General features: G+C 62.7%; 23 protein-coding genes. 12 read left to right on the plus strand and 11 right to left on the minus strand.

From position 1 onward, the window contains the following. Positions 1–31 precede the first annotated feature (31 nt). Entirely contained in the window at positions 32–1,804 is a 1,773-nt protein-coding gene (locus CO664_RS13055; RefSeq protein WP_097538997.1) for an adenylate/guanylate cyclase domain-containing protein, read from the plus strand. A gap of 135 nt (positions 1,805–1,939) precedes the next feature. Here CO664_RS13055 and CO664_RS13060 read toward each other — a convergent pair whose 3' ends face one another. Beyond that, entirely contained in the window at positions 1,940–2,839 is a 900-nt protein-coding gene (locus CO664_RS13060; protein ID WP_097538998.1) for a LysR family transcriptional regulator, read from the minus strand. Positions 2,840–2,967: 128 nt separating this feature from the next. On the opposite strand from CO664_RS13060, the gene CO664_RS13065 reads away from it, so the two are divergent. The 4 genes from CO664_RS13065 (at position 2,968) to CO664_RS13080 (ending at position 5,846) form a co-directional block, all read left to right on the plus strand. Then, positions 2,968–3,447, plus strand: coding sequence for a carboxymuconolactone decarboxylase family protein (locus CO664_RS13065; RefSeq protein WP_097538999.1), 480 nt, complete (start codon positions 2,968–2,970; stop codon positions 3,445–3,447). A gap of 64 nt (positions 3,448–3,511) precedes the next feature. Continuing rightward, positions 3,512–4,264 carry an SDR family oxidoreductase gene (locus CO664_RS13070; protein WP_037419443.1) on the plus strand — a complete coding sequence of 251 codons (753 nt, stop codon included), beginning with the start codon at positions 3,512–3,514 and terminating at the stop codon, positions 4,262–4,264. Between the two features lie 62 nt (positions 4,265–4,326). After that, positions 4,327–4,749, plus strand: a complete 423-nt coding sequence (locus tag CO664_RS13075; protein WP_097525900.1) for a cupin domain-containing protein — start codon at positions 4,327–4,329, stop codon at positions 4,747–4,749. Between the two features lie 71 nt (positions 4,750–4,820). Next, positions 4,821–5,846, plus strand: a complete 1,026-nt coding sequence (locus tag CO664_RS13080) for a mechanosensitive ion channel family protein (RefSeq protein ID WP_097539000.1) — start codon at positions 4,821–4,823, stop codon at positions 5,844–5,846. Here CO664_RS13080 and CO664_RS13085 read toward each other — a convergent pair. Continuing rightward, complete coding sequence (locus CO664_RS13085; RefSeq protein ID WP_037380395.1) at positions 5,829–6,317, minus strand: Rrf2 family transcriptional regulator; 489 nt, start codon at positions 6,315–6,317, stop codon at positions 5,829–5,831. The genes CO664_RS13080 and CO664_RS13085 overlap by 18 nt on opposite strands. A gap of 240 nt (positions 6,318–6,557) precedes the next feature. Here CO664_RS13085 and CO664_RS13090 point away from each other — a divergent pair, with 240 nt between their 5' ends. The 4 genes from CO664_RS13090 to CO664_RS13105 all read left to right on the plus strand — a co-directional run bounded on the left by CO664_RS13090 (position 6,558) and on the right by CO664_RS13105 (position 10,766). Further along, a complete protein-coding gene (locus CO664_RS13090) occupies positions 6,558–7,028 on the plus strand; it encodes a cupin domain-containing protein (protein ID WP_037419431.1) in 471 nt (156 codons plus the stop codon). 262 nt (positions 7,029–7,290) lie between these two features. Further along, a complete protein-coding gene (locus CO664_RS13095) occupies positions 7,291–9,240 on the plus strand; it encodes a HAMP domain-containing methyl-accepting chemotaxis protein (RefSeq protein WP_097539001.1) in 1,950 nt (649 codons plus the stop codon). 198 nt (positions 9,241–9,438) lie between these two features. Next, positions 9,439–9,909: a carboxymuconolactone decarboxylase family protein gene (locus CO664_RS13100; protein ID WP_097525899.1), complete on the plus strand. Its 471-nt coding sequence runs from the start codon at positions 9,439–9,441 to the stop codon at positions 9,907–9,909. After that, positions 9,909–10,766, plus strand: a complete 858-nt coding sequence (locus CO664_RS13105) for a sigma-70 family RNA polymerase sigma factor (RefSeq protein ID WP_097539197.1) — start codon at positions 9,909–9,911, stop codon at positions 10,764–10,766. The genes CO664_RS13100 and CO664_RS13105 overlap by 1 nt, the downstream gene beginning before the upstream one ends. 80 nt (positions 10,767–10,846) lie before the next feature. Here the strand turns inward: CO664_RS13105 and CO664_RS13110 are convergent, their stop codons facing one another. Beyond that, positions 10,847–11,098 (minus strand): helix-turn-helix transcriptional regulator, encoded by a 252-nt coding sequence (locus CO664_RS13110; protein WP_097539002.1) that lies wholly within the window; start codon positions 11,096–11,098, stop codon positions 10,847–10,849. Positions 11,099–11,666: 568 nt separating this feature from the next. Here CO664_RS13110 and CO664_RS13115 point away from each other — a divergent pair. After that, positions 11,667–13,487: an ABC transporter ATP-binding protein/permease gene (locus tag CO664_RS13115; RefSeq protein WP_097539003.1), complete on the plus strand. Its 1,821-nt coding sequence runs from the start codon at positions 11,667–11,669 to the stop codon at positions 13,485–13,487. A gap of 10 nt (positions 13,488–13,497) precedes the next feature. Here CO664_RS13115 and queE read toward each other — a convergent pair whose 3' ends face one another. The 3 genes from queE to queC are packed head-to-tail and all read right to left on the minus strand — an operon-like array spanning position 13,498 to position 15,298. Then, entirely contained in the window at positions 13,498–14,235 is a 738-nt protein-coding gene (gene queE, locus CO664_RS13120) for a 7-carboxy-7-deazaguanine synthase QueE (RefSeq protein WP_097539004.1), read from the minus strand. Continuing rightward, positions 14,232–14,588: a 6-carboxytetrahydropterin synthase QueD gene (gene queD / locus CO664_RS13125; protein WP_097525897.1), complete on the minus strand. Its 357-nt coding sequence runs from the start codon at positions 14,586–14,588 to the stop codon at positions 14,232–14,234. The genes queE and queD overlap by 4 nt, the downstream gene beginning before the upstream one ends. Next, positions 14,588–15,298, minus strand: coding sequence for a 7-cyano-7-deazaguanine synthase QueC (queC, locus tag CO664_RS13130; RefSeq protein ID WP_097525896.1), 711 nt, complete (start codon positions 15,296–15,298; stop codon positions 14,588–14,590). The genes queD and queC overlap by 1 nt, the downstream gene beginning before the upstream one ends. Before the next feature lie 339 nt (positions 15,299–15,637). Between queC and CO664_RS13135 the strand changes: the two genes are divergently transcribed. After that, on the plus strand, positions 15,638–17,224 hold the full coding sequence (locus tag CO664_RS13135; protein ID WP_097525895.1) for a glycosyltransferase family 39 protein: 1,587 nt from the start codon (positions 15,638–15,640) through the stop codon (positions 17,222–17,224). Between the two features lie 98 nt (positions 17,225–17,322). Here CO664_RS13135 and CO664_RS13140 read toward each other — a convergent pair whose 3' ends face one another. After that, positions 17,323–19,137 (minus strand): ABC transporter ATP-binding protein, encoded by a 1,815-nt coding sequence (locus tag CO664_RS13140; protein ID WP_097539005.1) that lies wholly within the window; start codon positions 19,135–19,137, stop codon positions 17,323–17,325. A gap of 501 nt (positions 19,138–19,638) precedes the next feature. Here CO664_RS13140 and galE point away from each other — a divergent pair. After that, entirely contained in the window at positions 19,639–20,619 is a 981-nt protein-coding gene (gene galE / locus CO664_RS13145) for a UDP-glucose 4-epimerase GalE (RefSeq protein ID WP_097525982.1), read from the plus strand. A gap of 22 nt (positions 20,620–20,641) precedes the next feature. Here galE and CO664_RS13150 read toward each other — a convergent pair whose 3' ends face one another. From CO664_RS13150 to exoY, 4 genes are read right to left on the minus strand one after another with little or no spacing between them, the layout of a single operon-like run. Then, entirely contained in the window at positions 20,642–21,649 is a 1,008-nt protein-coding gene (locus tag CO664_RS13150; protein WP_097539006.1) for an acyltransferase, read from the minus strand. Between the two features lie 20 nt (positions 21,650–21,669). Beyond that, positions 21,670–22,950 (minus strand): O-antigen ligase, encoded by a 1,281-nt coding sequence (locus CO664_RS13155; protein WP_097539198.1) that lies wholly within the window; start codon positions 22,948–22,950, stop codon positions 21,670–21,672. A gap of 4 nt (positions 22,951–22,954) precedes the next feature. After that, entirely contained in the window at positions 22,955–24,220 is a 1,266-nt protein-coding gene (locus CO664_RS13160; RefSeq protein ID WP_097525892.1) for a polysaccharide biosynthesis/export family protein, read from the minus strand. A 54-nt stretch (positions 24,221–24,274) separates the two neighbouring features. Then, on the minus strand, positions 24,275–24,955 hold the full coding sequence (exoY, locus tag CO664_RS13165) for an exopolysaccharide production protein ExoY (RefSeq protein WP_097525891.1): 681 nt from the start codon (positions 24,953–24,955) through the stop codon (positions 24,275–24,277). Positions 24,956–25,085 lie beyond the last annotated feature (130 nt).

Raw genomic sequence — 25,085 nt, forward strand, 5'->3', positions numbered from 1 at the left:
GCCCCCCGAGCAGATCATCGGTGGCAACTCGATGAAACAGAGACTAGCCGCAATCCTGGCGGCCGATATGGCAGGCTATAGTCGGCTGATGGAAGCCGATGAAGCAGGAACGATCGCCCGCCTCAGGACGCACCGTATAGAATTGATCGACCCCGCCATCGCCAAGAACGAAGGCCGGATCATCAAAACGACGGGAGATGGCATGCTGGTCGAATTCCAGAGCGTGACCGACGCGGTGAAATGCGCCGTGGAAATCCAGCAGCGGATGAAGCGGCGCAATTCGGACGTGCCCCAGGATCGCCGGATCGAATTCAGGATCGGCATCAATCTCGGTGATATCATCTTCGACGACGACGACATCTTCGGCGATGGCGTGAACATCGCCGCCCGTATCGAACAGCTCGCCGATGTGGGTGGCATCTGCGTCACCGCTGCGGTGGCAACGCAGATTGCCGACCGCCTCGAAGTCTCTCTCGATGACCTGGGCGAGAAGACGCTGAAGAACATCACTCGTCCCGTGCATCTCTTTCGGATCGGCATCGAGGGCTCCGTCCTGCCGGCCCCGCCGGAAGAGAAGGATACGAAGCGAGCGGTCTCAAAGCCCGCGATCGTCGTGCTGCCCTTCGACAATATGAGCGGCGACCCCGAACAGGAGTTTTTCGCGGACGGTCTGACGGAGGACATCATCACCGAGCTGTCGCGCCGCCACGAGCTTTTCGTCATCTCCCGCAACTCGAGCTTCGTCTACAAGAACCAGCCTGTGAACGCGCGGGAGGTGGCCGAGAAGCTTGGAGCGCAATATCTGGTGGAAGGCAGCGTCCGCAAGATCGGCGACAGGGTGCGCGTGACGGTCCAGCTCATCGACGCGATCAACGATGCTCATGTCTGGGCCGACAAATACGACCGAAGACTGGACGACATATTCGCCATCCAGGATGAGGTGACGGCGGCAATAGCCGCGACGCTGCCCGGGCGTGTCGAGGCGGCCCAGCGAGATCAACTCGCCCGCACGAAGCCGGCGAACATGGCTGCCTATGAATGCGCGCTTACGGCCAAGGTGCTGCACCACCGCGGCACGATTGCGGATAATGAGCAGGCCCGAGCCCTGATAGACAGGGCACTCGAGCTCGACCCCGGCTATGCGCATGCCCATGCCTGGCGGGCCTGCATTCTCGGACAGGCCTGGGTTTACGGCTGGTGCGAGGACAAGGACGCGACCTGGACCGAAATCGTGGCCGAACTCGAACGCGCGCTGGCGCTTGACGACAACGACGCCGACGTGCACCGCATCCTCGCGGCGGTGAACGTCAACAACAACGCGTTGACGGCGGCCCGCTATCACCAGGAGCGCGCCCTCTCGCTCAACCCCAACTACGATCTGGTGGTGGTCCAGCAGGGCGAACTCTTGACCTGGCTCGGCCGACCGGAAGAAGGGGTCGAGTGGATCCGCAAGGCAATGCGGCTCAATCCCCATCATCCGGAACGGTTCTGGAGCCACCTCGGAAAGGCGTTTTTCGCGGCCCGGCAATATGGCGAAGCAATCGAGGCATTCATGCACCTTTCGGCAATGGACCACGTGCAGCACGCTTTCGTTGCCGCCTGCTACGGCTGGCTCGGCGACGACATTGCCGCGTCTGCGCATATGAAAAAGGTCCAGGCGCTCGCCCCCGACTTTGGCCTCGAATCCTTCCTCGCCACCTTGCACTACGCTCAGGAAGCCGACACGCAGCACATTCGCGAAGGGCTTGTCAAAGCGGGCGCGAACGATGGCCTGCCGACAGCGAACGACATCGCGGCGCAATAGAGCCCCGTCGAAGCCTGTCTCGAAGACCACGAAAACGTGGGTGTGGCGCGCCACTCCCACCGTTCATTTGGCCTGCCCCCTGCCGCGTCTTCGGCCTGGACGCAGGGCGATGGAGGCCCGCACTCACCCGGCGAATCAGGACACCATCAACGGATCTTGGCGGACGGCCTCGATCAGGAAGTCGAGGACGGTCCTGACGCGCAGCGGCATGTTGCGGCGCGATGGATAGACGACATTGATCGGCAGGCGAGTCGGTGGGAACTCCGGCATCACATTCACCAACCTGCCCGCCTCGATGTCCGGGCAAGCGAGGATATGGGAAAGCACCGCAAGGCCGCTGCCGGCCAGCGTCGCGCGATGGACGGCCACTGCATTGTTGGCGATCAACCGAGGTGCAATCCGTACGGCAATCTCGTCCGCCCCGTTGGAAAACGACCAGGTACGACCGTCGCCGGCCCGGCGGTAGCAGATGCATTCATGGGCGGTGAGATCGCCTGGCGATTGCGGTCCCGTTCGGCCTTCCAGGTAGGTGGGCGCTGCGACGAGGAAGGCAGTCGTCCAGCCGATCCGGCGGCACACCAGGCTGCTGTCCGTGACCGGCCCCAGGCGCACCTCGAGATCAATCCCTTCCCCGACCAGATCCGACGGCTCCTCTCGGAAGATCATTTCGACGGCGAGCCCGGGATGGCCGGCAATAAGGCTAGCGAGGCGGTCGCTCACATAAAGCCCGAGCGGCGCGGGTAGTGTGAGCCGTACCTTGCCAGAAGCCATCGTTCCATCGGCACCGGTGGTGTCGCCGAGCGCGTCCACCGCCTCGACCACCTTGAGCGCCATCGGAATGATCTGCTCGCCTTCGGCCGTCAGGGCGACTGCGCTTGTCGTGCGGTGCAGAAGGCGGGTGTGCAAATGCGCTTCCAGTGCCGATACCTGCCGGGAGACGGCCGGCTGCGTCAGATTAAGGTCGACCGCGGCTGCGGAAAACGAGCCAGTCTCGGCGACCCGGAGGAAGGTTCGCAGTGCGGATACGATGTCCATCCTCGTCCCCATACTTTCCCGCATAAGCCTTATGTCGGCAGCTTAGGGGGCGAGGGCTTTACTGTCCAGATATTACGGATATTCTCTATCCATAAGGATATCAGGTATCCTTGATTGAGGAGAGAACAATGCCCCAGCGCCTGAACTACGCCCAGCAATCGCCGGAGCTTTTCAAGAAGCTTTCGGAACTCAGCATAACCCTGAAAGACAGCGTCATCGATCAGACGATCCGAGATCTCGTCAATATCCGCGCATCGCAGATCAACGGCTGCGGATTTTGCCTCGACATGCATGTGAAGGAAGCTAAAATTCACGGCGAAAGCGAGTTGCGTCTTTACCACATTGCAATCTGGCGCGAGTCGAACCTTTTCATCCCCCGCGAGCGCGCCGCACTTGCCTGGACCGAAGCCGTAACGAGGCTGCCCGAAGGCGGCATCCCCGACGAACTCTATGAGCGGGTGCGCGGCCAGCTTTCAGAGAAGGAAATCTCGGACCTGACGTTCTCGATCATGGTCATCAATGCATGGAATCGCGCCAGCATCTCCTTCAAGAACGTGCCCGGTTCCGCCGACAAGCTCTACGGTCTCGACAAGGCCGGCCTGAACTAACTCTGTGCCCTTCGCTGACCCGTCTAGCACGCGGCGCGAATGCTGCCGCAACGGAGGTGTTTTTATGAAAATCGTCATCATAGGGGGAACCGGCCTCATCGGTTCGAAGACAGTCGAGCGCCTGCGCAAGCAGGGTCATGAGGTGATCGCCGCCTCTCCAAACACGGGCGTCAACACCATCACCGGCGAAGGACTTGCCGAAGCGCTTGCGGGCACCGACGTGGTGATCGACCTCGCAAACTCGCCGTCTTTCGAAGACGAGGCGGTGATGGAGTTCTTCGAGACGTCTAGCCGCAATCTGCTTGCGGCGGAAAAAGCGGCCGGGGTCAAGCACCACATCGCGCTTTCGGTTGTCGGTACGGAACGCCTGCAGGAGAGCGGCTATTTCCGCGCCAAGCTTGCTCAGGAACGGCTGATCAAGGGTTCAGGCGTTCCCTACACGATCGTTCACTCGACTCAGTTCATGGAGTTCCTCGGCGGTATCGCCCAGTCCGGCACCGTCGGCGACACGGTGCATCTGTCGCCAGCCTATGTGCAACCGATCGCCTCCGACGACGTCGCCGATGCCATGGCGGACGTTGCCCTTGCTCGGCCGGTCAACGGCACGATTGAGATTGCCGGCCCCGAGCGGTCGCGGCTGAGCGACCTCGTCGGTCGCTATCTCAAGGCAAGTGGCGACGCCCGTAAGGTCACGCCGGATCCCGAGGCACGCTACTTCGGAGCCCGGCTGGAGGACGGCTCGCTCGTTTCCGATAACAATCCGCGTCTTGGCCGGATCAATTTCGAACATTGGTTCGCAACCTCGGCACGGAAATGACCGGATGCCGGTGCGCCGTGCCCCCCCCGGGCGCACTGTCCAACCCATGCAGGAGCTTTGAGATGATGAAGTCGATCGTCGCCGCCGTGACAGCCACGGCAGTGATTTCCGGGTCTGCCGCGGCCCACGACACTCCCGCCGGCAAGGCCAACAAGGTTACGCTCGTCTATGAGCATCAATTGCCGAACGTTCCGGGCAAGAGCATCAGGGGCGTTCTGGTCGAATATGGTCCCGGCGGGTTTTCCGAAGCCCACACCCATCCGAGCTCCGCCTTCATCTACGCAACGGTTCTCGAAGGATCCATCCGCAGCCAGGTGAATGGCGGACCGGCCAAGGTCTACCAGGCAGGTGAGAGTTTTTCTGAGATGCCCGGCGACCGTCACGACGTGAGCGCAAACGGCAGCGAGACGAAGCCGGCCAAACTGCTGGCGGTCTTCGTCGTCGATACCGCTCAGAAGGAGTTGACCTTCCCGATCGAGAAATGACTTGAAGTGGGGCCGCATGCGGCGCATCCGGCCCCGCTTTTGATCCGGACATCCTTGCAAGTGAGCCCGCCATGTTCGCCGATCCTCTTTCTCTGCCGTTCCTGCTGATCAATCTGCTTGGGATTGCCGGCATTGTCGTGTGGCATCTGCAGGGGCGCGGGCGTCCGACCGCGCGGTTGATCGTCCAGATTCTGTTTTTCACCGCCATGACCGCCACACTCGGCTTCAGCGGGATCCAGCCGCACCGGGTGGACGAGGCACATCTGAACGGGCTCGCTGCATTCCTGGCGACGTCTGCAAGAGTTCTCTGGTGGACGCATCTCGCCTGGGCGACCATCGGATTCGTGCGCATCTACATCGTGCTCGACCGCAGGCCGCGAGAAGCGCGCCTGTTTCAGGACCTGATCATCGGCATCGTCTATCTGGGTGTGGCACTGTCCATCATGGGCTTCGTCTTCGGTGCGCCGATCGGCACGCTGACGGCAACCTCCGGCGTAGTCGCCATTATCCTCGGCCTTGCCCTGCAGAATACGCTTGGCGACCTGTTCTCCGGCGTCGCACTGACGCTTGGCCGTCCCTTCGCCATTGGCGACTGGATTGAGCTCGACGACGGAACCGAAGGGCGTGTCGTCGAAAACAATTGGCGTTCCACCCATCTGCTCACGCTCGCCAACAATGTCATCGTCCTGCCGAACAGCGCGCTGGCGAAGGTTGGATTGACCAACCTCAGCCGCCCGGACGAGACGCATCAGATCTTCGTGACCGTCCGTATCGCGGCAACGCATGTGCCGCACTTTGTCGAGGAGGTGCTGCGAACCGCGCTCGAAGACTGCCAGCGGATCGTCCAGGACCCGCCGCCCAGCGTCGGTCTCAAGGCAATCGACGCTGTGGCGATCGAAGCGGAGCTGCTGTTTCGCGTAGCTGGTCCGGCCAACCGAACGGCGGCGAGAAACGAAGTCATCGATCAGGTCGACCGTCACTGCAAGGAAAGTGGCCTCTCCTTCGCACTGCCGCCCCAGAGTTATCTCTACGCGCTCACTTCGCCGGACAAAGAACCGCAGGCCGTCATGGGTTCGCGCTCAACCGGCACGCTCTAGAACCCACTCGAAGCTTTTTTTCCAAAGCTCCGCCGGAACCTCCTTCGCCAAGGTGTCGATGAGATCCGACAGTTGCACGCTTCGGAGCTTTTCGCGCCATGCTTCGTCTGCCTCCCACATCACGCGCGCCACCGCGCAAGGGGCGCTTTCGCAATAGCCTTGCGGGCGGCACGGGTTGTTGGCGCGGATATTGTTGCAGACGAAGGTGCGTGCCTTGCCCTCCACCGCCTCGACGATATCAAGGAACGTCAGCTCGTCCGGTGTCCTGGCCAGACGGTAGCCGCCCGAAGGTCCGAGCGTCGTATGCACAAGCCCGGCCTGCGACAGGCTTTGCAGCGCCTTGGATAGGTATTCCTTCGGGACCCCATGGAATTCGGCAAGTGCCTTGGTCGACAGATAGCGGCCCTTGGGCAGGCCGGCGAGAATGGCGCAACAATGCAGTGCCCATTCCACTTGACTTTTCAGGATCATCGGGAATTACCGGGTCGATGCTGATCGACAGCTATTACGGATAATAGATATCCCTATTTGTCGTGTCTGTAAACACAACGCCTGCCGCTTACTACAGGTTAGGCGACGGCCTGGCGTTTGCGCAAGGTTCCTCGATGATCGGGAACGCTTGCCCGGAGGGTGCCTGCGGGCTTACCCTCAAACGTTTCGCGAGCCCGCCCGGCGCCCAGCCGAGGCGGCTGCGCCAGAGGGAGGTCCATCATGAAAATCGCATCGATATGTGCAGTCGGATTGCCCGTATTCTTCGGGATCGTCACCTTTGCCTCGGCAGAGGATGCGCACACAATGATCGCTCCCGGTGATGTCAAGTGGGCGCCGGCGCCAAAGATATTGCCCGCCGGAGCAGAAATTGCAGTCCTGTTCGGCGATCCCAGCAAGGAAGGCTTGTTCGCCCTTCGGCTGAAGGCCCCGTCCGGCTATGTGGTCGCACCGCACACGCATCCGGCGGACGAAGTGGTCACGGTCATATCAGGGACCATTAATCTGGGAATGGGCGAAACGGCCGATCGGAGTGCCGCCAAGGCATTGCCGGCAGGCAGTTTCTTCGCCTTGCCGCCCAACATGGCCCATTTTGCCTATTTCGATGAAGAGACCGTGGTGCAGATTACCACCAACGGTCCGTGGGGCATCAAGTATGTCAATCCGGCTGACGACCCGCAAAAATCGCAGTGAGCCGCCCGAGCGCTCGGAGACACTGCCCCGCCACTGCAGGCGGCGGGGCAAGACAGGGAGCTATCCGATTTCCGCATTCCTATCCAATTCGCGAGGGTTTCGCTGCCTTCTCGGTAAAGCTGTGAAGCTTCATTAATCTTCGCAACCTCTTGATGCAGAAACGTGGCGCCAATGCTGCCTCAGGCAGCCTCTCGCGACTCCTGCCGCTCGAATGATTTGAGGGGCCTCTCCAACCTCTCTCATTCGTGCTCAGGACAAGGCAATGAAAAATTGGTCGATTATTCTCAAGATGCTGGTCATCCTCGGCGCCTTCGGTTTGTTTTCGTTAGGCACCGGCTTCTACGCCTCAATACAGATCATGAAGATTGACGGCGGCTATTCGAATTTGCTCGTCGAGCAGGTTCGCGCAGCGCAAAACATGGCCTCGGCGGGCCGGGCCTTGCAGCGAGCCCGAGCAGCGATTGCCGACAGCATCATGCTGACCGATCCCAAGGCGGTCGAGCAAGCCAACTCCGAACTGGCCGGGGCCAAGCAGACTTTCTCGGAACTGATGGACGTCGCCGCGCAGGCAAGTCCCGAGAACAAACATATCCCGGAATTCAAGCAGGCTGGTCTGGACATCCTTGAAAAGCAGTGCGCACGAGCCCTCGATCAAGGATCGAAAACGACGAATGCCATGGAAACGATGTCGGCGGTCAAGACATTCGCGACCGAATGCCAACCCGGCTTTCCACAACTGGCCGAGCAAATCGTCACCGAGACACGGACTTTGGAGCAGGCCGCACTCAAGGCCAGCGACGACCTCACGATCGTTTCGACATCAACCAGCAACAATACGCTCCTGATCCTGTTCGGTGGGCTCGCCCTTGTTCTGACAGCCTCCTATTTTGCTGTAAATTCGTGGATCGTGAAACCGATCAACGCCCTTCGCGACCTGATGGCGGTTCTCGCCGGCGGCAATCTCGACGTTGACGTCGAGGGAACCGAGCGCCGCGACGAGATCGGCAAGATGGCCGCGGCCGTTCAGGTCTTCAAGGACAATGGCCTCAAGGCTCGCGAACTGGAGGGCCAGTCCGAGGAGATGCGGGCCACGGCCGAGCGCAACCGTCAGGCGGAGCAGGAGCGGACCGCTCGCGAGGCGGAGCAATTGCGTCTCGCGACGTCGACGCTTGGCGACGCATTGAAGCGGCTCGCCCATGGCGACCTCGCCTGCCGGATCAATGCGGCTTTCGCGGCCGAATACGAACCGCTTCGCGCCGATTTCAACGCGACGGTCGATCAACTGAGCCGCACCATCAGCGCCGTCGCCGTCTCGGTGCACAGCATGGACAATGGCACGAGGGAGATTTCGTCCGGCGCGAACGATCTTTCCAAGCGCACCGAGCAGCAGGCCGCCTCGCTGGAAGAAACCGCCGCGGCCCTGGACCAGATCACAGCGAACGTCGGCAACTCGACCAAGCGTACCGAGGAAGCCCGCACCGTCGCCAGCCGGGCCAATCACTCGGCGGTTCATTCGGCCGAGGTCGTTTCCCAGGCAGAAGGGGCGATGAAGAAAATCGAGGAGAGCTCGCAGCAGATCTCCAACATAATCGGGGTGATCGACGAGATCGCCTTCCAGACCAACCTCCTGGCGCTGAATGCCGGCGTCGAAGCCGCCCGCGCCGGCGAGGCCGGCAAGGGCTTCGCGGTCGTCGCCCAGGAAGTGCGGGAGCTCGCCCAACGCTCGGCCCAAGCCGCCAAGGAGATCAAGGGCCTGATCCAGAACTCCTCCGCCGATGTCGGGAGCGGCGTCAAGCTGGTGCGCGACACGGGCGAGGCATTGAAAACGATCGGCGGCTTCATCGTAGAGATCAATGCCCATATGGAAGCAATCGCAATCTCGGCCAGGGAACAGTCGACCGGGCTTGCCGAAATCAACACCGCCGTCAACCAGATGGACCAGACGACGCAGCAGAATGCGGCGATGGTGGAGCAGTCCAGCGCCGCTGCCGTCTCGCTGGCGCAGGAAGCGTCGAAACTGCGCGACCTCGTCGGTCAGTTCCGGCTCGACGCCGCCGCCCAGCTCTCGGCTCCCGCGCAGACAGCCCGTGCAGCAACACCGGACAGCAAGCCGGTCGCGTCTCCTGCCCGCGCCCTCGGCCGGAAGATCGCCGGCGCCTTTGGCGGCAAGGCGACGGCCGCAGCCGCGGCGGAGGACTGGGAGGAGTTTTGACGGCTGGCCGACGGCCATATGCCGGAATAGACGCCCCTGTCGAACCAGTGCCAAAGGCCATGGGATCCGAGCGATCCCATGGCCTTAACGCTTTTCGACGTCTAAGGCCGTCAATGGGAGATAAAAAAGTCGGCGTCCATGTCACACTTGCAGGGTCCCGTCTCGTCATGATGTGGTAACCAACAAGAGGAAGCCATCATGACTGCCAAACTTGATCCTTTCGCCGCCGCCCCCGCCCTCATGAAGAACTGGATGAGCACCTCGCTCGCCGTCGCTTCGAGCCTCGAGGCCAGCCTGATCGAACTCGTCAAGATCCGCGCATCGCAGATCAATGCCTGCGCCAACTGCATCAACATGCATACGGCGGAAGCGCGCGCGAAGGGCGAGACCGAGCAGCGGATCTATCTGCTGTCGGCCTGGCGCGAGGCGCCGTGCTATACGGATCGCGAACGGGCCGCGCTCGGCTGGACCGAGGCGCTGACGCGGCTGTCGGAAGGACATGTGCATGAAAGCGCCTACCAGGCCCTGCAGGCTCACTTCACGGAGGAGGAGCAGGTGAAGCTCACGCTGATGGTCAATGTCATCAACGGCTGGAACCGCCTCGCGGTCGGCTTCGGCCTATGGGTCGATCCGGCCGCGGCAGCGGCCGCTGCCAAGGCGGTCGCCTGATGGCCGTCACCGGGCACGAAGATGCAGCGGCGGGTTTCGACCCGCTGCGTCCGAAGCTGATGCGCGTTGCCTATCGTATGCTGGGCTCCGTTGCCGATGCCGAGGACGTGCTGCAGGAGGCCTTCATCCGCTGGATGGGGGCCAACCGCGCCGCGGTCAGGGAGCCCGAGGCGTTCCTGCGTCGCACCGTGACGCGGCTGTGCCTCGATCAGCTGAAATCGGCCCGGCGCCAGCGCGAGACCTATGTGGGGCCCTGGCTCCCCGATCCTGTCGTGGAAGAGGAGGAAGAGGAGGACGTCACCTTGCCGCTGATGCTGGCGCTGGAGCGCCTCTCGCCGCTCGAGCGCGCCGCCTTTTTGCTGCATGACGTGTTCGGACTGGCTTTCGAGGAGGTCGCGACGACCATAAAGCGCGATCCGGCCGCCTGCCGGCAACTCGCCGCCCGCGCGCGCACCCATGTCCGCGAGGCGCGGCCGCGCTTTCGGGTCGAGAAGGAGCGCGGCCTCGAGCTGGCGAAGGCATTCTTCGACGCATCGCGCAGCGGCGACATGAAGGCGCTCGGCACCATGCTGGCGGCCGATGTCAGCCTCCATTCCGACGGCGGCGGCAAGCGGTCGGCGGCCATACGGCCGATCATCGGGTATGATGCGGTGATGAAGGTGCACGAATATCTGGCGGGATTGTTCCGCAAGAACGGCTCGAAACTCGTTCGCGCCGGCTTCGTCAATGGTCTGCCGGGCTTCGTCACGCTCGAAGCCGACGGCGAACTCCAGACGACCGCACTCGAAATCGAAAACGGAAGCGTCGCCGCGATCTATGTCGTGCGCAACCCCGACAAGCTCCGGCACCTGCATTAGCCGGAGGCGATGAGCGATCTCAGAAGAATTGGGGAACGGAGGGCGACCCGGCCGACGCATCTCGCCGGCCGGTCGTTCAATCAGATTTCGCCGGGCAGGAAGTCCGAAATCGGCACCTGAAGGGCTATGGCGATTCGCTTCAGTTTTGCCGGACTATTATCCATGCCGCTTTCAATTTCGCTGATTTCAGCATTGGCGAGACCACAGGTGACGGCAAGATCTTCGATACTGTAGCCGACGGCCTCACGAGCGGCCCTGACGCGAGCGGCGATATCGCCGCCGACTATGGCAGAGGCGGGCTTGTGGCCAATGCTGGAGGGTGAAATGGACATAAATGTCTCCTTCTCTAGGCATTAAATTCTATGCGAATTCGCGGTTGAGTGCGGGTGACACGCGCCTTGGGACAAGCGGTAACGTTTTATGTCAATGTTGTAACATGAACAAGCCGAAATACGCCGCACCGCGACGATTGCGCTCGTAAGGCGATCACGGCAGCGGCCTTGCGCGTCCCCAATTGATATCAAAACCTGTTTCCATGAGGGCCGGTTGCCCGTACACTGGCGACATGGTTGTTACTGATTTGGCTGCATTTCAGCATTTACGGATATTCAGTCGTATACTTGCCTTTCCCGGGCTGCCGCCCGCCCCCGAATGCGGGCCTAGCAACGGCAGTCTCCGACCGTTCCGACTTTTACAGGACGAGCAATTGCCGCCGATCCTGGAGCGGGGCATCGACCTCGTTGATTCGGTATCGCCGCGAGCCTGCACCTTCAGCAGGACCGACCGAGATCGCAAAGACCCTGAACCGTCTGTTGATGCGTCGTGCTTGCCGACGAGCGCGGTGTACCGACCGTCGGGATAGGCCCGACAGGCTGTGCCCTTCGAAGGGAGGAACTGAGGATGAAGAAACCGACCGGCAAGAAGACCGCACCCCGATCGCCGGCCGCACCGCCAGAGGGCAGCAGCATCTGGCAGCAGTTCGACATGATGCGGCGCGCCTTCGTCGCCTCGCCGGTTCTCAAAGCGATCCTGTGGCTAACCGCGTGCAGCCTCGCCGTCATCATCGCCACGGCCGTCGGACAAATCGTTCTCAATCGCTGGTACCGACCCTTCTTCGACTCGATCGAGCGACGCGACCTCAACGCCTTTTTCTACCAGCTTCTGGTGTTCGTCGTCATCGCCTGCGTTCTCCTGGTGTTCAACGTCACCCAGCAATGGCTCAACCAGATGGTGCGGCTGAAGCTGCGCGAAGGGCTGACACTCGACCTGATCGGCGAGTGGATGCGGCCGCGCCGCGCCTTTCGCATGGCCAATGGCGGCGCGATCGGAGTGAATCCGGATCAGAGGATGCAGGAGGATGCCGGCCACCTCGCCGATCTCACCACCGATCTCGGCTTCGGCCTCGTGCAATCCTCGATACTGCTCGCCTCCTTCGTCGGCGTGCTGTGGTCGCTCTCGGCCGGTTTCGCCTTCCAGATTGGCGACCGGTCGCTGGAGATCCCCGGCTACATGGTCTGGGCGGCGATCCTCTATGCCGGCTCGGCCTCGTGCCTCAGTTGGCTGGTGGCGCGGCCGCTGATCGGGCTGAACGGCGAGCGCTATGCGCGAGAGGCGGATTTGCGATTCTCGATGATGCACGTCAACGAGCATATCGACGCCATCTCGCTAGCGGGTGGCGAAGCGGGCGAGCGCAGGCGTCTAGAACTCGATCTTTCCTCCGTGCTCGGTGCGGTGCGCAAGATCTATCGCGCCCAGATCAATCTCGCCTGGGTGCAGGACGGCTATGGCTGGGTGACGGTCGTTGCACCGATCCTGATCGCCGCGCCCGTCTATTTCGCCGGCAACATCAGCTTCGGCGGCCTGATGATGGCCGTCGGCGCTTTCAATCAGGTGCACTCCTCGCTCAAATGGTTCGTGGCCAATATCGGCGCGATTGCCGACTGGCGTGCGACGCTCTTGAGGGTTGCCGCCTTCCGCCGCGCATTGATGATCGCGGACACTCTCCACGACAGGGAGAAGCGGATCGAATTCGTCGAAAACGACAAGGCGAGCCTGACCTTCGACAACCTCGAAGTGGTCTCCCCTTCCGGGCGAACGCGGCTCGCCGAGCCGCATATCGAGATCGGCGCCGGCCAGCGCGTCATCATCAGCGGCGATCCGCGTGCCGGCAAGACCTTGCTTTTCCGCGCCCTCGCCGGCCTCTGGCCCTGGGGCAGCGGGCGCGTCGGTCTGCCCGCCGACGACTCCGTCGCCTTCATTCCGCGCGCCCCCTATTTCCCGCGCGGCCGGCTGCGCAATGCGCTGGCCTATCCTCGCGCCGACGGCTTTGCCGAACAGGAGATGGTCGACGCCCTCTCGAAGGTCGGCCTCGACCATCTTTCGGCATCGCTCGACCGCGAGGCGCGGTGGGAGCGCGAACTCAGCGACGACGACCAGCGCCTCCTGGCTTTTGCCCGGATATTGCTGCAGCGGCCGCGCTGGGTGATCATCGACGAAGCCCTGGAGAGCATGGACAGCGACGCGCTGAAGCGGGCGCTTTCGATCTTCGAGACCGACCTCAGGGAAACGGCGGTCGTCAAGATCGGCCGCACGCCGCGCAACGGCGCCCTGTTTTCACGCGTGATCCATCTCGTCAAGGATGCCGAAGGCCCGGCCTTGAAACCGGTCCGCCTCGCAGAGGACGTGCCCGAGATGGAATTGGCTACACAGGGCGCGTCTTGATTGGGTATCGTTATACGCCGCGCCTGTTGCCCCAGATGAGCACATGCAGCTGCGGCAGCACGCGCGCCTCGAACCATTTGTCGGCGGACACCCTGTCGACCAGCCAGCGCATCCTCTCCATCACGCCCTCGATGTCGATCGGCGCAACCTCGTCATCCGGAGGTGGCGGCGTGTGGTTGCCCGGCTGCAGATAGACCGGCAACTGCGGATGGCGCGCCGCCGCCGACCGCGCATAGGCATAGTCGACCTCGTCGAAGACGACGATCTTAAGGGCCGTCTGGGGCTTGCCCCTGGACGAGCGGAGACAGGCATCGAAGGCCTCCCAGTCCGTCTCCATGCCGCTCGAGGGCGGCTTCGGGCTCAAGACCAGCATGTCAAGATTGGCGAACCAGTCGCGGGCAACCGAACCCTGCGTCTCAAGGGCGAAACGATAGCCTTCCCGATGCCCCCGGTCGATCAGCGGCCCGAGCGGCTGGATCGCCGGATTGCCACCGGACAGCGAGACCATCACCGGCACGCCTCCGGAGAGCCGGGTGACCTCGCTCCAGACCTCCTCGACCGTCATTGCCCGCCACTCGTCGCGATAGGCGCTGTCGACGGCATGCAGGCTATCGCACCAGGAGCAGCGGTAGTCACATCCGCCGGTCCGGACGAACACCGTCGGGAGGCCAATCAGCGCGCCTTCGCCCTGAATGGTCGGGCCGAAGATCTCGCTGACGCGGATCTCGGCCGGTCGCGTGACGGTCATGGCCGGTATTCCGCCCAGGTCTTCTCCGTCTCGCTGACGCGCACGGCGCTTGTCTCCGGAAGCCACGCCTTGCACCACTCATAGAAATGCTGTGCCAGACACTCCGCCGTTACCCGGTCGTGCCCGAGCACGTCGTTCAGATGGCGGTGATCGAATGCCTCGTCGATATAGTGCTTGAGTGGCGCAAGCTCGTGATAGTCGCGCACGAAGCCGTGCTCGTTCAGCGTTTCGGCCGAAAGCTCCACTTCGACGACATAGTTGTGCCCGTGCAGCCTTGCGCATTGATGCTCGGGCGGCAGGCTCGTGAGCTGGTGCGAGGCGGAGAAGTGGAACTCCTTGGTGATGCGGAACATCAGCGAACCTCCGCGGCAGCGAAGGCGCGCGTCGCCGCGACCCAGAAATCCGGATCCTCGTATTCTGTGGCATCGGCGACGCCGGCGAGATGGAAGGCCTCGCGGCGCTCGACGCAGGTGCCGCAGCGCCCGCAATGGCGCGCGCCGCCCTTGTAGCAGGACCAGGTCTCGGCAAAGGGCGTGCCGTGCTTCGCGCCATCGGCGACGATATCGGCCTTCGAGACGTTGACATAAGGGGTATGGAGCGTGATGTCGGCATATCCCTCCAGCGCATGGTTCTGCATCGTCTGGAAGGCAGCGATGAAGCCTGGCCGACAATCGGGATAGATGAAGTGGTCGCCGCCGTGCACCGCGGCCGCGACCGCGTCGGCCTTGCGGGCAGCCGCAACGCCGAAGGCGATCGCCAGCATGATGGCGTTGCGGTTCGGCACGATCGTCGTCTTCATCGTCTCTTCCGCATAATGGCCGTCCGGCACGTCGACGTCGTCGGTCAGCGCCGAGCCGGTGAGATGGCGGCCGATCTCGCGAATGTCGATGATCTGGTGCGGCACGCCGAGGCGCCTGGCGCAGGCGGCGGCGAAGTCCAGTTCCTTGCGGTGCCGCTGGCCGTAGTCGAACGACAGGAGGCCGACGAGCTCATGTTCCGTCGCGATCTTGTGCGCAAGCGAAACGGAATCCAATCCGCCGGAGCAGATTACGATGGTTTTCATGACAGGTGTCCTTGTTTTGACCGGGTAGGCTGCGACCGGGGAGTTACCTGCCGGTTTTTTAGAGCCTTTTATGTCCAAATGAAAGGTCTCTGTCTGTGTGTGTGTGTGTGAAGCTCGATACCGCCTCAGCGAAATTCACTTCCACCATGAGCGCAGTGACACAAGGTCCAGGATCCGGCACCAGGGCAATTCGTTCTGCTGCTACCCTGGCGACAATCAGAGATTGCTTGGCTATAGTGTCCGCGACTGTGGACACCGAAGCTGCCGCTCCAAATCAGCGAGGCACGCAAATGTCCCTGTCGCATACAGAGTTTTGCATCGTTCGGCCGGTGAAGGTATATGTCGGGTTTCGGTCTCAGGCCCAGCAATGGCGTGGTTCTTGGCGCGATTCTGGTGCTGGCGGCCCTGTTCCGTTTGCACGACGTGCAGCAGCCACTGGTCGACGCCTTCAGTTGGCGCGAAGCCAGCACGGCGATGATGGCTGACAATTTCTTCCTGCGGAGCTGGAACATCTTCTTTCCGGAGGTGAGCTGGACGGGGCCGGGACCCGCCTACCAGGGTCGCGAGCTCCAGGTGATCTCCTATATCACCGCCATGCTTTATGCCGTGTTCGGTTGGGACGAAATGTTCGGGCGGCTCGTCGCCATCGCCTTCGGGGTCTGGGGCGTCTTCGCCCTGCACCGGCTGATCGAACGCATCTGGGGCGCTGCCCATGCCCATGCCGGCGCCTTTCTGCTGGCGATCATGCCAGGCGCCGTGATGATCGACCGCTCTTTCCTGCCCGATCCGGCGATGTTGTCGCTGGTGACAACCGGCGCCTGGCTCTATGTGGCCTATCTGCAGAACGACCGAATACCGCTGCTCCTCGCGGCCGGGCTGATCACCACCATCGGCGTACTTGCCAAGCTGCCGGGTATCGCAGCCGTCGTGCCGATGACCTATGCGACATTTCTCATCCTGCAGCGGCGAGGCAAGCTCAGTCTTCGCCGCATCCTGCAAATCCTACCTGTCTCGCTCATCGCCGGAGCGCTCATTCTCGTCTACTACCGCTGGGCCCACTATCTCGGCACCAACTATCCGCCCTATCACATCGCCGGCAGCGGTTATCTCTGGAGCGATGGGGTTGCCAAGTTCGTCAGCGAAGGGTTCTACATTCCCGCCACTTGGAAGATCGCCAGCAACTGGCTCTTCACCCTGCCCGTGATGATGCTTGCGGGCGTCGCACTCTTGGCCGCACCGCCGACGACACCTGAAACGGCACCCGGCCGCGCGGCCTGGTTCTTCCATGTCTGGCTCGCCGGCGCGGCGCTCGTCTATTTCTTCGCCGCGCGCGAGATCAAGACCAATCCCTGGAACTTTCACATCTTCAACGTGCCGATGGCCGCACTTGCCGGGCGCGGGCTGATCCTGTTGAGCAGTATAGGCGGCGAACGGCCAGGGGGTATTCGATCGCGCGCGCTGCGTTTGGCGGCGATCACAGCCGTCGTCATTGTCGGCGGCAGCATACCCGGGCTCACGCTGATGAAGACGCCCTATGCGGATTCCGGCCATAAGCTCGGCGAGCGGCTCAGCGAACTCAGCCAACCCGGCGAACTCGTCGTCACCGCTACCCCCACGATCGGCGATCCGGTGGCGATCTATTACAGCCGTCGCCGCGGCTGGGTTTTCCCGCCGGGCGGCGGCGAAAACGACTGGTCGATGCTGCTTGCGGATGAGGACGCGATCCCGACGCTGGAGGCGCTGCGCGCCCAGAACGCCACGTGGTTCGGGATCACCAAGAACGCGCGCGACATGCAGCGGCGCAAGCTCATCGAATACAACAAAGCGCTGATAGCCCACCTCGACAGGACCGCCGAACGCGTAGTCGACGACGATACGATGCTGATCTACCGCCTGGCGCCCCGGATCGACGCCGCGTCAAATTGATATGCTCTGGTTTCGAGCCGAACGGCAGCCGCGAGTTCGCGTTGTTGGCCGGGCAAGAAAATTTCCCTTGCCCGGCCGGCGGTTGCCGCAAGGCCCCCTCAGCCGTCGCTGAGCACGAGCCCCTTCGTCAGTTCCAGCGCCTGCCTTTCGAAGAGGCTCCGGTAAATGCCGCCCTTGAGGCGGATGAGGGTGTCGTGATCGCCCTCCTCGGCGATGCGGCCCCGATCGAAGACAAGCAGGCGGTCGAGCGCCCTGACGGTCGACAGCCGATGGGCGATCACCAGCGTCGTGCGGCCGGTCATCAGCCGTTCCATCGCCTTCTGGATCAGCACCTCGGATTCGGAATCGAGGCTCGACGTCGCTTCGTCGAGGATCAGGATCGGCGCATCCGCGAGGAACGCCCGGGCAATCGCGACTCGCTGGCGCTCGCCGCCGGACAGCTTGACGCCCCGCTCGCCGACCATCGTCGCGTAGCTCTTCGGCAGCCCGGAGATGAAGTCGTGCGCGCTCGCCAGACGCGCTGCCTCCTCGATCTCGTGCTGCGTCGCGCCGGGCCGCCCGTACGCGATGTTCTCGGCGAGCGAGCGGTGGAACAGGATCGGTTCCTGCTGGACGATGGCGATCTGCTGGCGGAGCGACGCCTGCATGCTGCCGGCGATGTCCTGGCCGTCGATCAGAACCTGGCCCGATTTCACGTCATGCAGCCGCTGGATCAACTTGACGAAGGTCGTCTTCCCCGACCCGGAATGTCCGACGAGGCCGACGCGCTCACCGGCGCGGATGGTGACCGAGAATCCGTCATAGAGCGGAGCCCGATGGGCGCCGTAATGAAAGGTCACGTTGCGGAACTCGATCTTGCCGTCGGCGATCTGAATCGGCCGCGCTCCCGGACGATCCTCAACACCGAGCGGCTGAGCATGAATGGCGACGAGTTCCTCCATGTCGTTGACCGAGCGCTGCAGGTGCCGGATATCCATGCCGATCTCCCGCAGATAGCCCTGCAGGATGAAGAAGGAGGTGAGCACGAAGGTGATGTCGCCGGCGCTCGCCTCGCCCTTCGCCCAGAGCAGCAAGGCAGACCCGATGATGGCTGCGCGGACCACCAGCAGCATCGCGCCTTGCGCGGTGCCGTTCAGCGTCGCACGCGACCAGGTGCGCCGGGTGCGGTTCTCCCACTTCCGGAGCACCTTCGCCAGGCGGGCCTCCTCGCGCTTCTCGGCGCCGAAGCCTTTGACGACGGCGTTGCAGCTGACCGCATCGGCAAGCGCGCCGCCAAGCCGCGTGTCCCAGCTGTTGGCGAGGCTTGCCATCGGCGCCACATAGCCGAGCGACAGCAGGACCGTGACCGCTATGAAGAGGACGGACCCAAGGCCGACGATCGCGCCCATAACCGGCCAGTGCCAGGCCATCAGCGCCGTCGAGCCGATGAGCATCACGACCGAGGGAAACAGCGCGACGAGCAGCGTGTCGTTGAAGAGGTCCATTGCCCACATGCCACGCGTCACCTTGCGCACGGTCGAGCCGGCGAAGCTGTTGGCGTGCCAATCGCTGGAGAAGCGCTGAATGTGGTGGAACGCGGCAGCCGCGATGTCGGACATCATCCTCAGCGTCAGGTCGACGATGATCATGATGGCGGCGTGCTTGAAGACGATGGCGCCGAGCGAAAGGGCCATCATGATCAGGAAGGCCGAGAGCGCGGCATTCCAAGCGATTGCATCGCTCGCCGCGCCCGAGACGATCGCATCGACCAGACGGCCAGCATAGAGCGGTGTCAGCACATCGGCAAGCGTGGCCAGGAGCACTGCGCCGAGGATGCCGGCAAGCCGCATCGGCTGCTTCTTCCAGTGCGCCCAGGAAAAGCGAAAAACATTGCGGAAGGCACGATCGCGCGCCGCAAAACGAGTGAACGCCATAGGATTTGCCCGGTGGCAACGCACCGGCCCCGAGATCTGATCAGCAAGGGAATGCCGCCCGGAACGAATGCGCGTGCGACATTGATGAAACGGCGCCGTCTCCGGAAAAGGAGGGGCCGGACGGTGCGGGATCCGTCGGCAATCAGGAAGCGCGGGCGCTCCCGGTCACGAGGTCAGGATCGTGGACCGTCCCTAAGGGAGAAGCAATAGGCTGTCATCGTAACCTCCCTGTTCTGATTGCCGGAAGACTGCTTATAGTTGAAGACACCGATCGAGCCAAGCGCAAATATTGTGCTCCGGCCAGGAGACAGCAAAGTGCTGCATGTCTGCCACAGTCACCTACTCCCTTCGCCGACGCCTGCGAAGCAAAGCGGCATTCGACGTTGTGTGGAGTGCCATCTTTTGCAGAACTTACATATTGTGTTGAAAAATCGCCGCTATTGGTTGCGAAAGCGAACGGCGCTCCATTCCGGTTTCTGAAAGTCATTCCTGAGGTTGCCCGTGCAGAACAACAATATCCTCGTCGTCGGCGGTGCCGGCTATATCGGCTCTCACACCTGCCTTCGACTGGCCGAAAAGGGCTATCACCCGGTCGTCTACGACAATCTTTCCAACGGCCACGAGGAATTCGTCCGCTGGGGCGTTCTGGAGAAGGGCGACATCCGCGATCGGCGGCGCCTCGACGAAGTGCTGGCCCGCCATCAGCCGCGGGCGGTGCTGCATTTCGCGGCGATGATCGAGGTCGGCGAATCGGTCAAGGATCCGGTCGCCTTCTACGACAATAATGTCATCGGAACGCTGACCCTCTTGTCGGCGACGCTTGCCGCCGGCATCGAGGCTTTCGTCTTCTCGTCCACCTGCGCCACCTACGGCCTGCCCGACAGCGTGCCGATGGACGAAACCCACAAGCAGGCTCCAATCAACCCCTATGGCCGGACCAAGTGGGTCTGCGAGCAGGCGCTCAAGGACTACGGCCTCTACAAGGGCCTGCGCTCCGTCATCCTGCGTTATTTCAACGCCGCTGGCGCCGATTTCGAGGGCCGCATCGGCGAATGGCACGAACCGGAGACGCATGCGATTCCGCTGGCGATCGACGCGGCGCTGGGTCGGCGCGAAGGCTTCAAGGTCTTCGGAACGGATTATGAAACGCGCGACGGCACCTGCGTGCGCGACTATATCCATGTTCTCGATCTTGCCGATGCGCATGTGCGCGCCGTCGATTACCTGCTCGAGGGCGGCGACAGCGTCGAGCTCAATCTGGGCACCGGCACGGGGACAACCGTGAAAGAGTTGCTCGGGGCAATCGAGAAGGTCTCCAGGCGGCCGTTCGATGTTAGCTATGTCGGCCGCCGCGAGGGCGACTCGACGACGCTCGTCGCCAACAACGACAAGGCACGGCAAGTGCTCGGCTGGGAGCCGCAATACGACCTGGCGGCAATCACCGAATCGGCCTGGAACTGGCATTCGCGCCGAAACGGCTGAGCAGGCCTGCAGGCTCGCCGGCCTATTGGGCGGTAGGCCCGGTAAGGCCGACGGCCGGCACCGGCGTCCGTGCACGCTGCAGCAGCGGGCGCTCGACAAGGCCGTAGGCTGCGATACCGGCGACCGTCCCCGCCAGGATCGCCAGGCCCATCGAAATCGCCGCGGGCATGCCCAATAGGCCGCCGGCCCTGGCGACGACCGAGATCGCGAAGGTATGCCATAGATAGATCGAGTAGGAAGCATTGCCGAGCAGGTCCGGCAGGTTCAGCATCGGCATCCGTCCGCTTGCCTCGAGCGACAGCGCGCCAAGAACCAGGAGGACGGCGAGCGGCCCGGTCGTGCGCTCGTCGAAGGAAAGATGAAGGCCCCCGATCAGGGCAAAACCGCCGAGCGAGCAGGCGATCAATGAAGAACCGATTGCCGCCCCGGGAACCTTCCCGCGGGGCCAGAACTCGCCGAGGATCATGCCGGCGACGAATTCGAGGATGATCGGCCGCGTATAGGTCAGCCAGAGAGCATTTTCGCTGGGAGCAACCAACCCGACGTTGACCAGCGCCACGAAGAGGCCGGTAATCGCCGGGAGGCGCCAATACCGCGGCAGCAGCAGGGAGGCCGCGAACACGACGTAGAAGAGCATCTCGAAATTCAGGGTCCAGCCCTGCACGAGCACCGGCCAAATCTCGCCACTGCTCGGCGAGCGGGCCGGAAAGAAAACCAGCGAGGCCAGAACGTGGTCGAGGGTCAGCACCAAAGTGGGAAACAAGCCGGCGAGCGCCCCGGTGATCATGACGGCCGTCGCAAACCAGTAGATCGGGACGATGCGGCGGAGGCGGTCGGAGATGAATTTCGCGGGGGTCACCGGCCGCCGGTCGCTGATGACCCACATGATGAAGCCGCTGATGACAAAGAAGACGTCCACACCGGCCGCTCCGATCGTAAAATCGTGGCCGGTCTTTTCGGCGGCGTGAAAGATCACGACTGCGAGCGCCGCCGCCGCCCGAAGATACTGAATCGCCCGGATCGTCCCCATCGTCCCCTCTGACCGTGATGTCACATGCTGGGCCGCGGCCGATACGCCGGAGTGGGCCCGTCGCCCGGCCAAAGCCAGGTCACCGCCTGCCGGCGGCGGGCGACCGTCAATTTCCCTGCGGTGAAGTAAAGCAGGAAGGATCCTACATGGTACGGGTTCATGATGTCGATCTCGACGAAGGAGCGGATGAGAAGGAGCATGGCGATGCCGAACAGCACCATGGCCTCCGCGTCACGGTCCTCGGACAGCAGACGCTTCAATTGCCCGAACACCGCCGTGAGTAGCAGCATCGTCAACAGCATCAGGCCTACCAGTCCGGTTTCGACGGCGGCCTCGATATAGGTGTTGTGAAAGTGGAATCCGGAGCGGGCGGTAATGTAGAACTCTTCCCACAGACGCTCCGCCTCGGAAAATCCCTGCACCCAATAGGCCTGATAGCCGATGCCGAAGATCGGTGAAGCCTGCGCCGCTTCTATTCCTTGCTGCCACAGATAGGTGCGGCCGGTGAGCGTCGAATCCTTGCCGAATGCGCCCAGCACGAGATCGATGACACCTGCATAGATGAGTGCAACCGCGGCGACACCGCCGAAAACCGCCACGCCGATAAAGAGCCCTTTCCGGCTCGCGGGCCTGAGCGCCGTGATCGCTCTCATGGCGACACAAAGCCCGAGGATCGCGACAGTCGTCAGCACCGAGGTCGCCGATTGGGAGGCGAACAGCGAATAGCCGGCGATTGCGCCTGCGCCCCCGGCGGCGGCCCGCCAGACGCCGCGCTCGCCAAGAACGACGACGGCCATGAAGGCGAAGTAGATGCCGAGCGAGGCATAGAAGCCCAGCTGGTTCTTGGAAGCGAATGCGCCGACGAAGCTGTAGGTGCCGTCGAGCGGATCGTAATGGTGGACGCCGAAGAGCAGCGAATAGAGGAGCACGATGGCGACGCCCGCAATGGCGCCGCGGGTGAGCGTGCCGATGTCGATCACCCGCATGGCGATGAGCGCGCAAACGATGTGGCTCAGATACTGGATCCCGGCACGTGCCGTCACGCCGGGCGCGGCCGACCAGAACGTCGAGAGACAGGCAAGGATCACGAAGGCGAAGATCCAGACGAACCTGCCGTAATTGCCGAGGACCTTGCGGTAGTCGACGAGAACAAGCGGCAGCCACAGGCCGTAATAGGCGAGGATGGAAATCGGTCCGAAACGGGTCGAATAGGCAAAGACGAACAGCGAAAGGGCCACGGCCGCGGTGCCGTAGAGCCCATTCGCGTCAGGGTCGATGAGGCTCGCCTTGCGGATCCGCATGCATTCACCGCATCGCCACTGCGGCATTGACCTTGATCACGTCTCCGGGAAGCACCGGCGTCGTTTCGGTCGCCGCGATCTCCTTCGACTTTCCGTCCTGTTCACGAATGATCGAATAGGTGATGTTTGCAGCCTGCTCGTCCAATTGTGCCGCCTCGGCCGATTGCATGAGCGCCTCGGTCATCAGATCGCGGCTGGTGCCGAGCTTCAGCGTCAGCGTGTCGAGTTCGGCTTCGGTATTTTGCAGTTCCTGGGCGAGTTGCGCATCCCAGTCGTTGCGCAGGTTGGATTCGTCCTGCGTTGCCTTGCTGACGTCCTGCTTGGCCTTCAGCGAGGTCGTATCGATGTCAAGAAGCTGCGACTGGACGTCCGCCACCCGCTGCTCGAGCGAGAGCTTGCGCTGGCTGAGCGCCAGGCCCTTTTCGGCAAGGCTGTCGACCTTGTCCAGGTCCTCGGTGGCGAGCTCCAGCTGACGCTGCTGCGTTTCGGATTTCTTCGCCAGCGAGTCGATCTCGCTCTGCAGCAGCGATTTGAGATCAGCCAGTGCGTCGAGCTGGCGTTCCTGCCGCTTGTCGCGCGACACCATCAGAGCCGTCTCGCTTTCGAGCAGCTTGTCGACACCGGGGACGTTCTTGAGCTCCTCCGGCAACGTGATCTTGTCGTGCTTGGCAATTTCCGCCTGAAGGCGGGCTCGGCGAATGAGCAGTCGGTTGCGCTCCGCCACCTGAACCGACGAATCGCCGTTCGCGGCGATATAGTCGCGTGCAAAGCGCTGGCCGGTCGGGCCCCGACGCAGTCCGCCGCCAAGGCTGATTGCCTTGAGCACGGTGAGATTGGGGGCATAGGGATATTCGCCTGGCGTCTCGACCTCGCCGTAGAGATAGACCGGACGGTATTGCGCCATCTCAACCGAGGCTGACGGCCGGTCGCGAAGCCCGAAGAGCTTTTGCATCTTGATGCCGATCTCTTCGGCGAGTTCCGTGGTCGTGCGGCCGGATGCAGGCAGATCGCCGACGAAAGGCAGCGACACCTTGCCGGAGGCGCCGACCGTGTATTCACCGCCGACAGCCGACCAATCCCGGACCGCGCCTTCGGCGGTCTGCCATTCGGCAACACGAATCCGCAACTTGTCCATGACGCCGAGGCGATAATCGTCCGCCCGAGCCATGCCCGCACCCGATAAGACAAGCGCCGCGCAGAGTGCGAGGCGGGCGAAATGGAAACGCTTGCGGGAGCCGGCTGGCACCCCTGGAACTCTGATCGATTGCATCTGGGATTTCCCGTTGCTTGACGTTGTGCTCAGCCGCGAGCCGACGCCAAGGTTTCAGTAGCTGCCGCGGGAGAGGCAGACGGCGGGGATGGTCTTGAAGACGATGACGAGGTCGGCAATGAGCGACCAGTTCTGGACATAATGCGTATCGAAGGCCACCCGAGTGGCATAGGACACATCGTTGCGGCCGCTGATCTGCCAGAGCCCGGTCAGGCCGGGACGCGAGCGCAGATAGAACTCGGCAGCCGCGTCGTAGAGCTCCAGTTCGTCTTCGACGACCGGACGCGGACCCACGATGCTCATTTCACCACGAATGATGTTGATGAGCTGCGGCAGTTCGTCGAGGCTGAGCTTGCGAAGAATGCTTCCGACCACGGTAACGCGCGGATCGTCCTGCAGCTTGCGGGTGGTGCGCCATTCTTCGTAGGCGGCGGGATTCGCCTTCAGGTATTCCTGCAGGACCCGGTCGCCGTTTTCCATCATCGTGCGGAACTTGAGGCACTTGAAGGTCTGGCCGTTATGGCCGATGCGGCGATGACCGTAGAAAATGCTGCCGCCGTCCGAAAACTTTACCAACGCCATGACGAGCAGGAAAAGCGGGCTGAGGGCGATCAGTGCCAGAATGGCGATGAGAATGTCGAAGCTTCGCTTTGATATCCCGCCGATCGGCCGGATCGCACCGGTCTCCTGGGGAATAAAAAAAGCCGTACTGGCCGAGCGAGTCGCGGACTTCATAGAGGTGACTCCATTTACGTTGGCGATTGTCGGTCCCGAGGGACGGAGCGTCATCTAGCGCGAGTGTATGGTGAGAATTTGATTTTTGAAGGCGGAATGATGGCAGCGTCAGCGGACGCCGACGCGAGGG

This window comes from Sinorhizobium sp. NG07B (assembly GCF_002532005.1).
GTDB lineage: Bacteria > Pseudomonadota > Alphaproteobacteria > Rhizobiales > Rhizobiaceae > Sinorhizobium > Sinorhizobium fredii_C.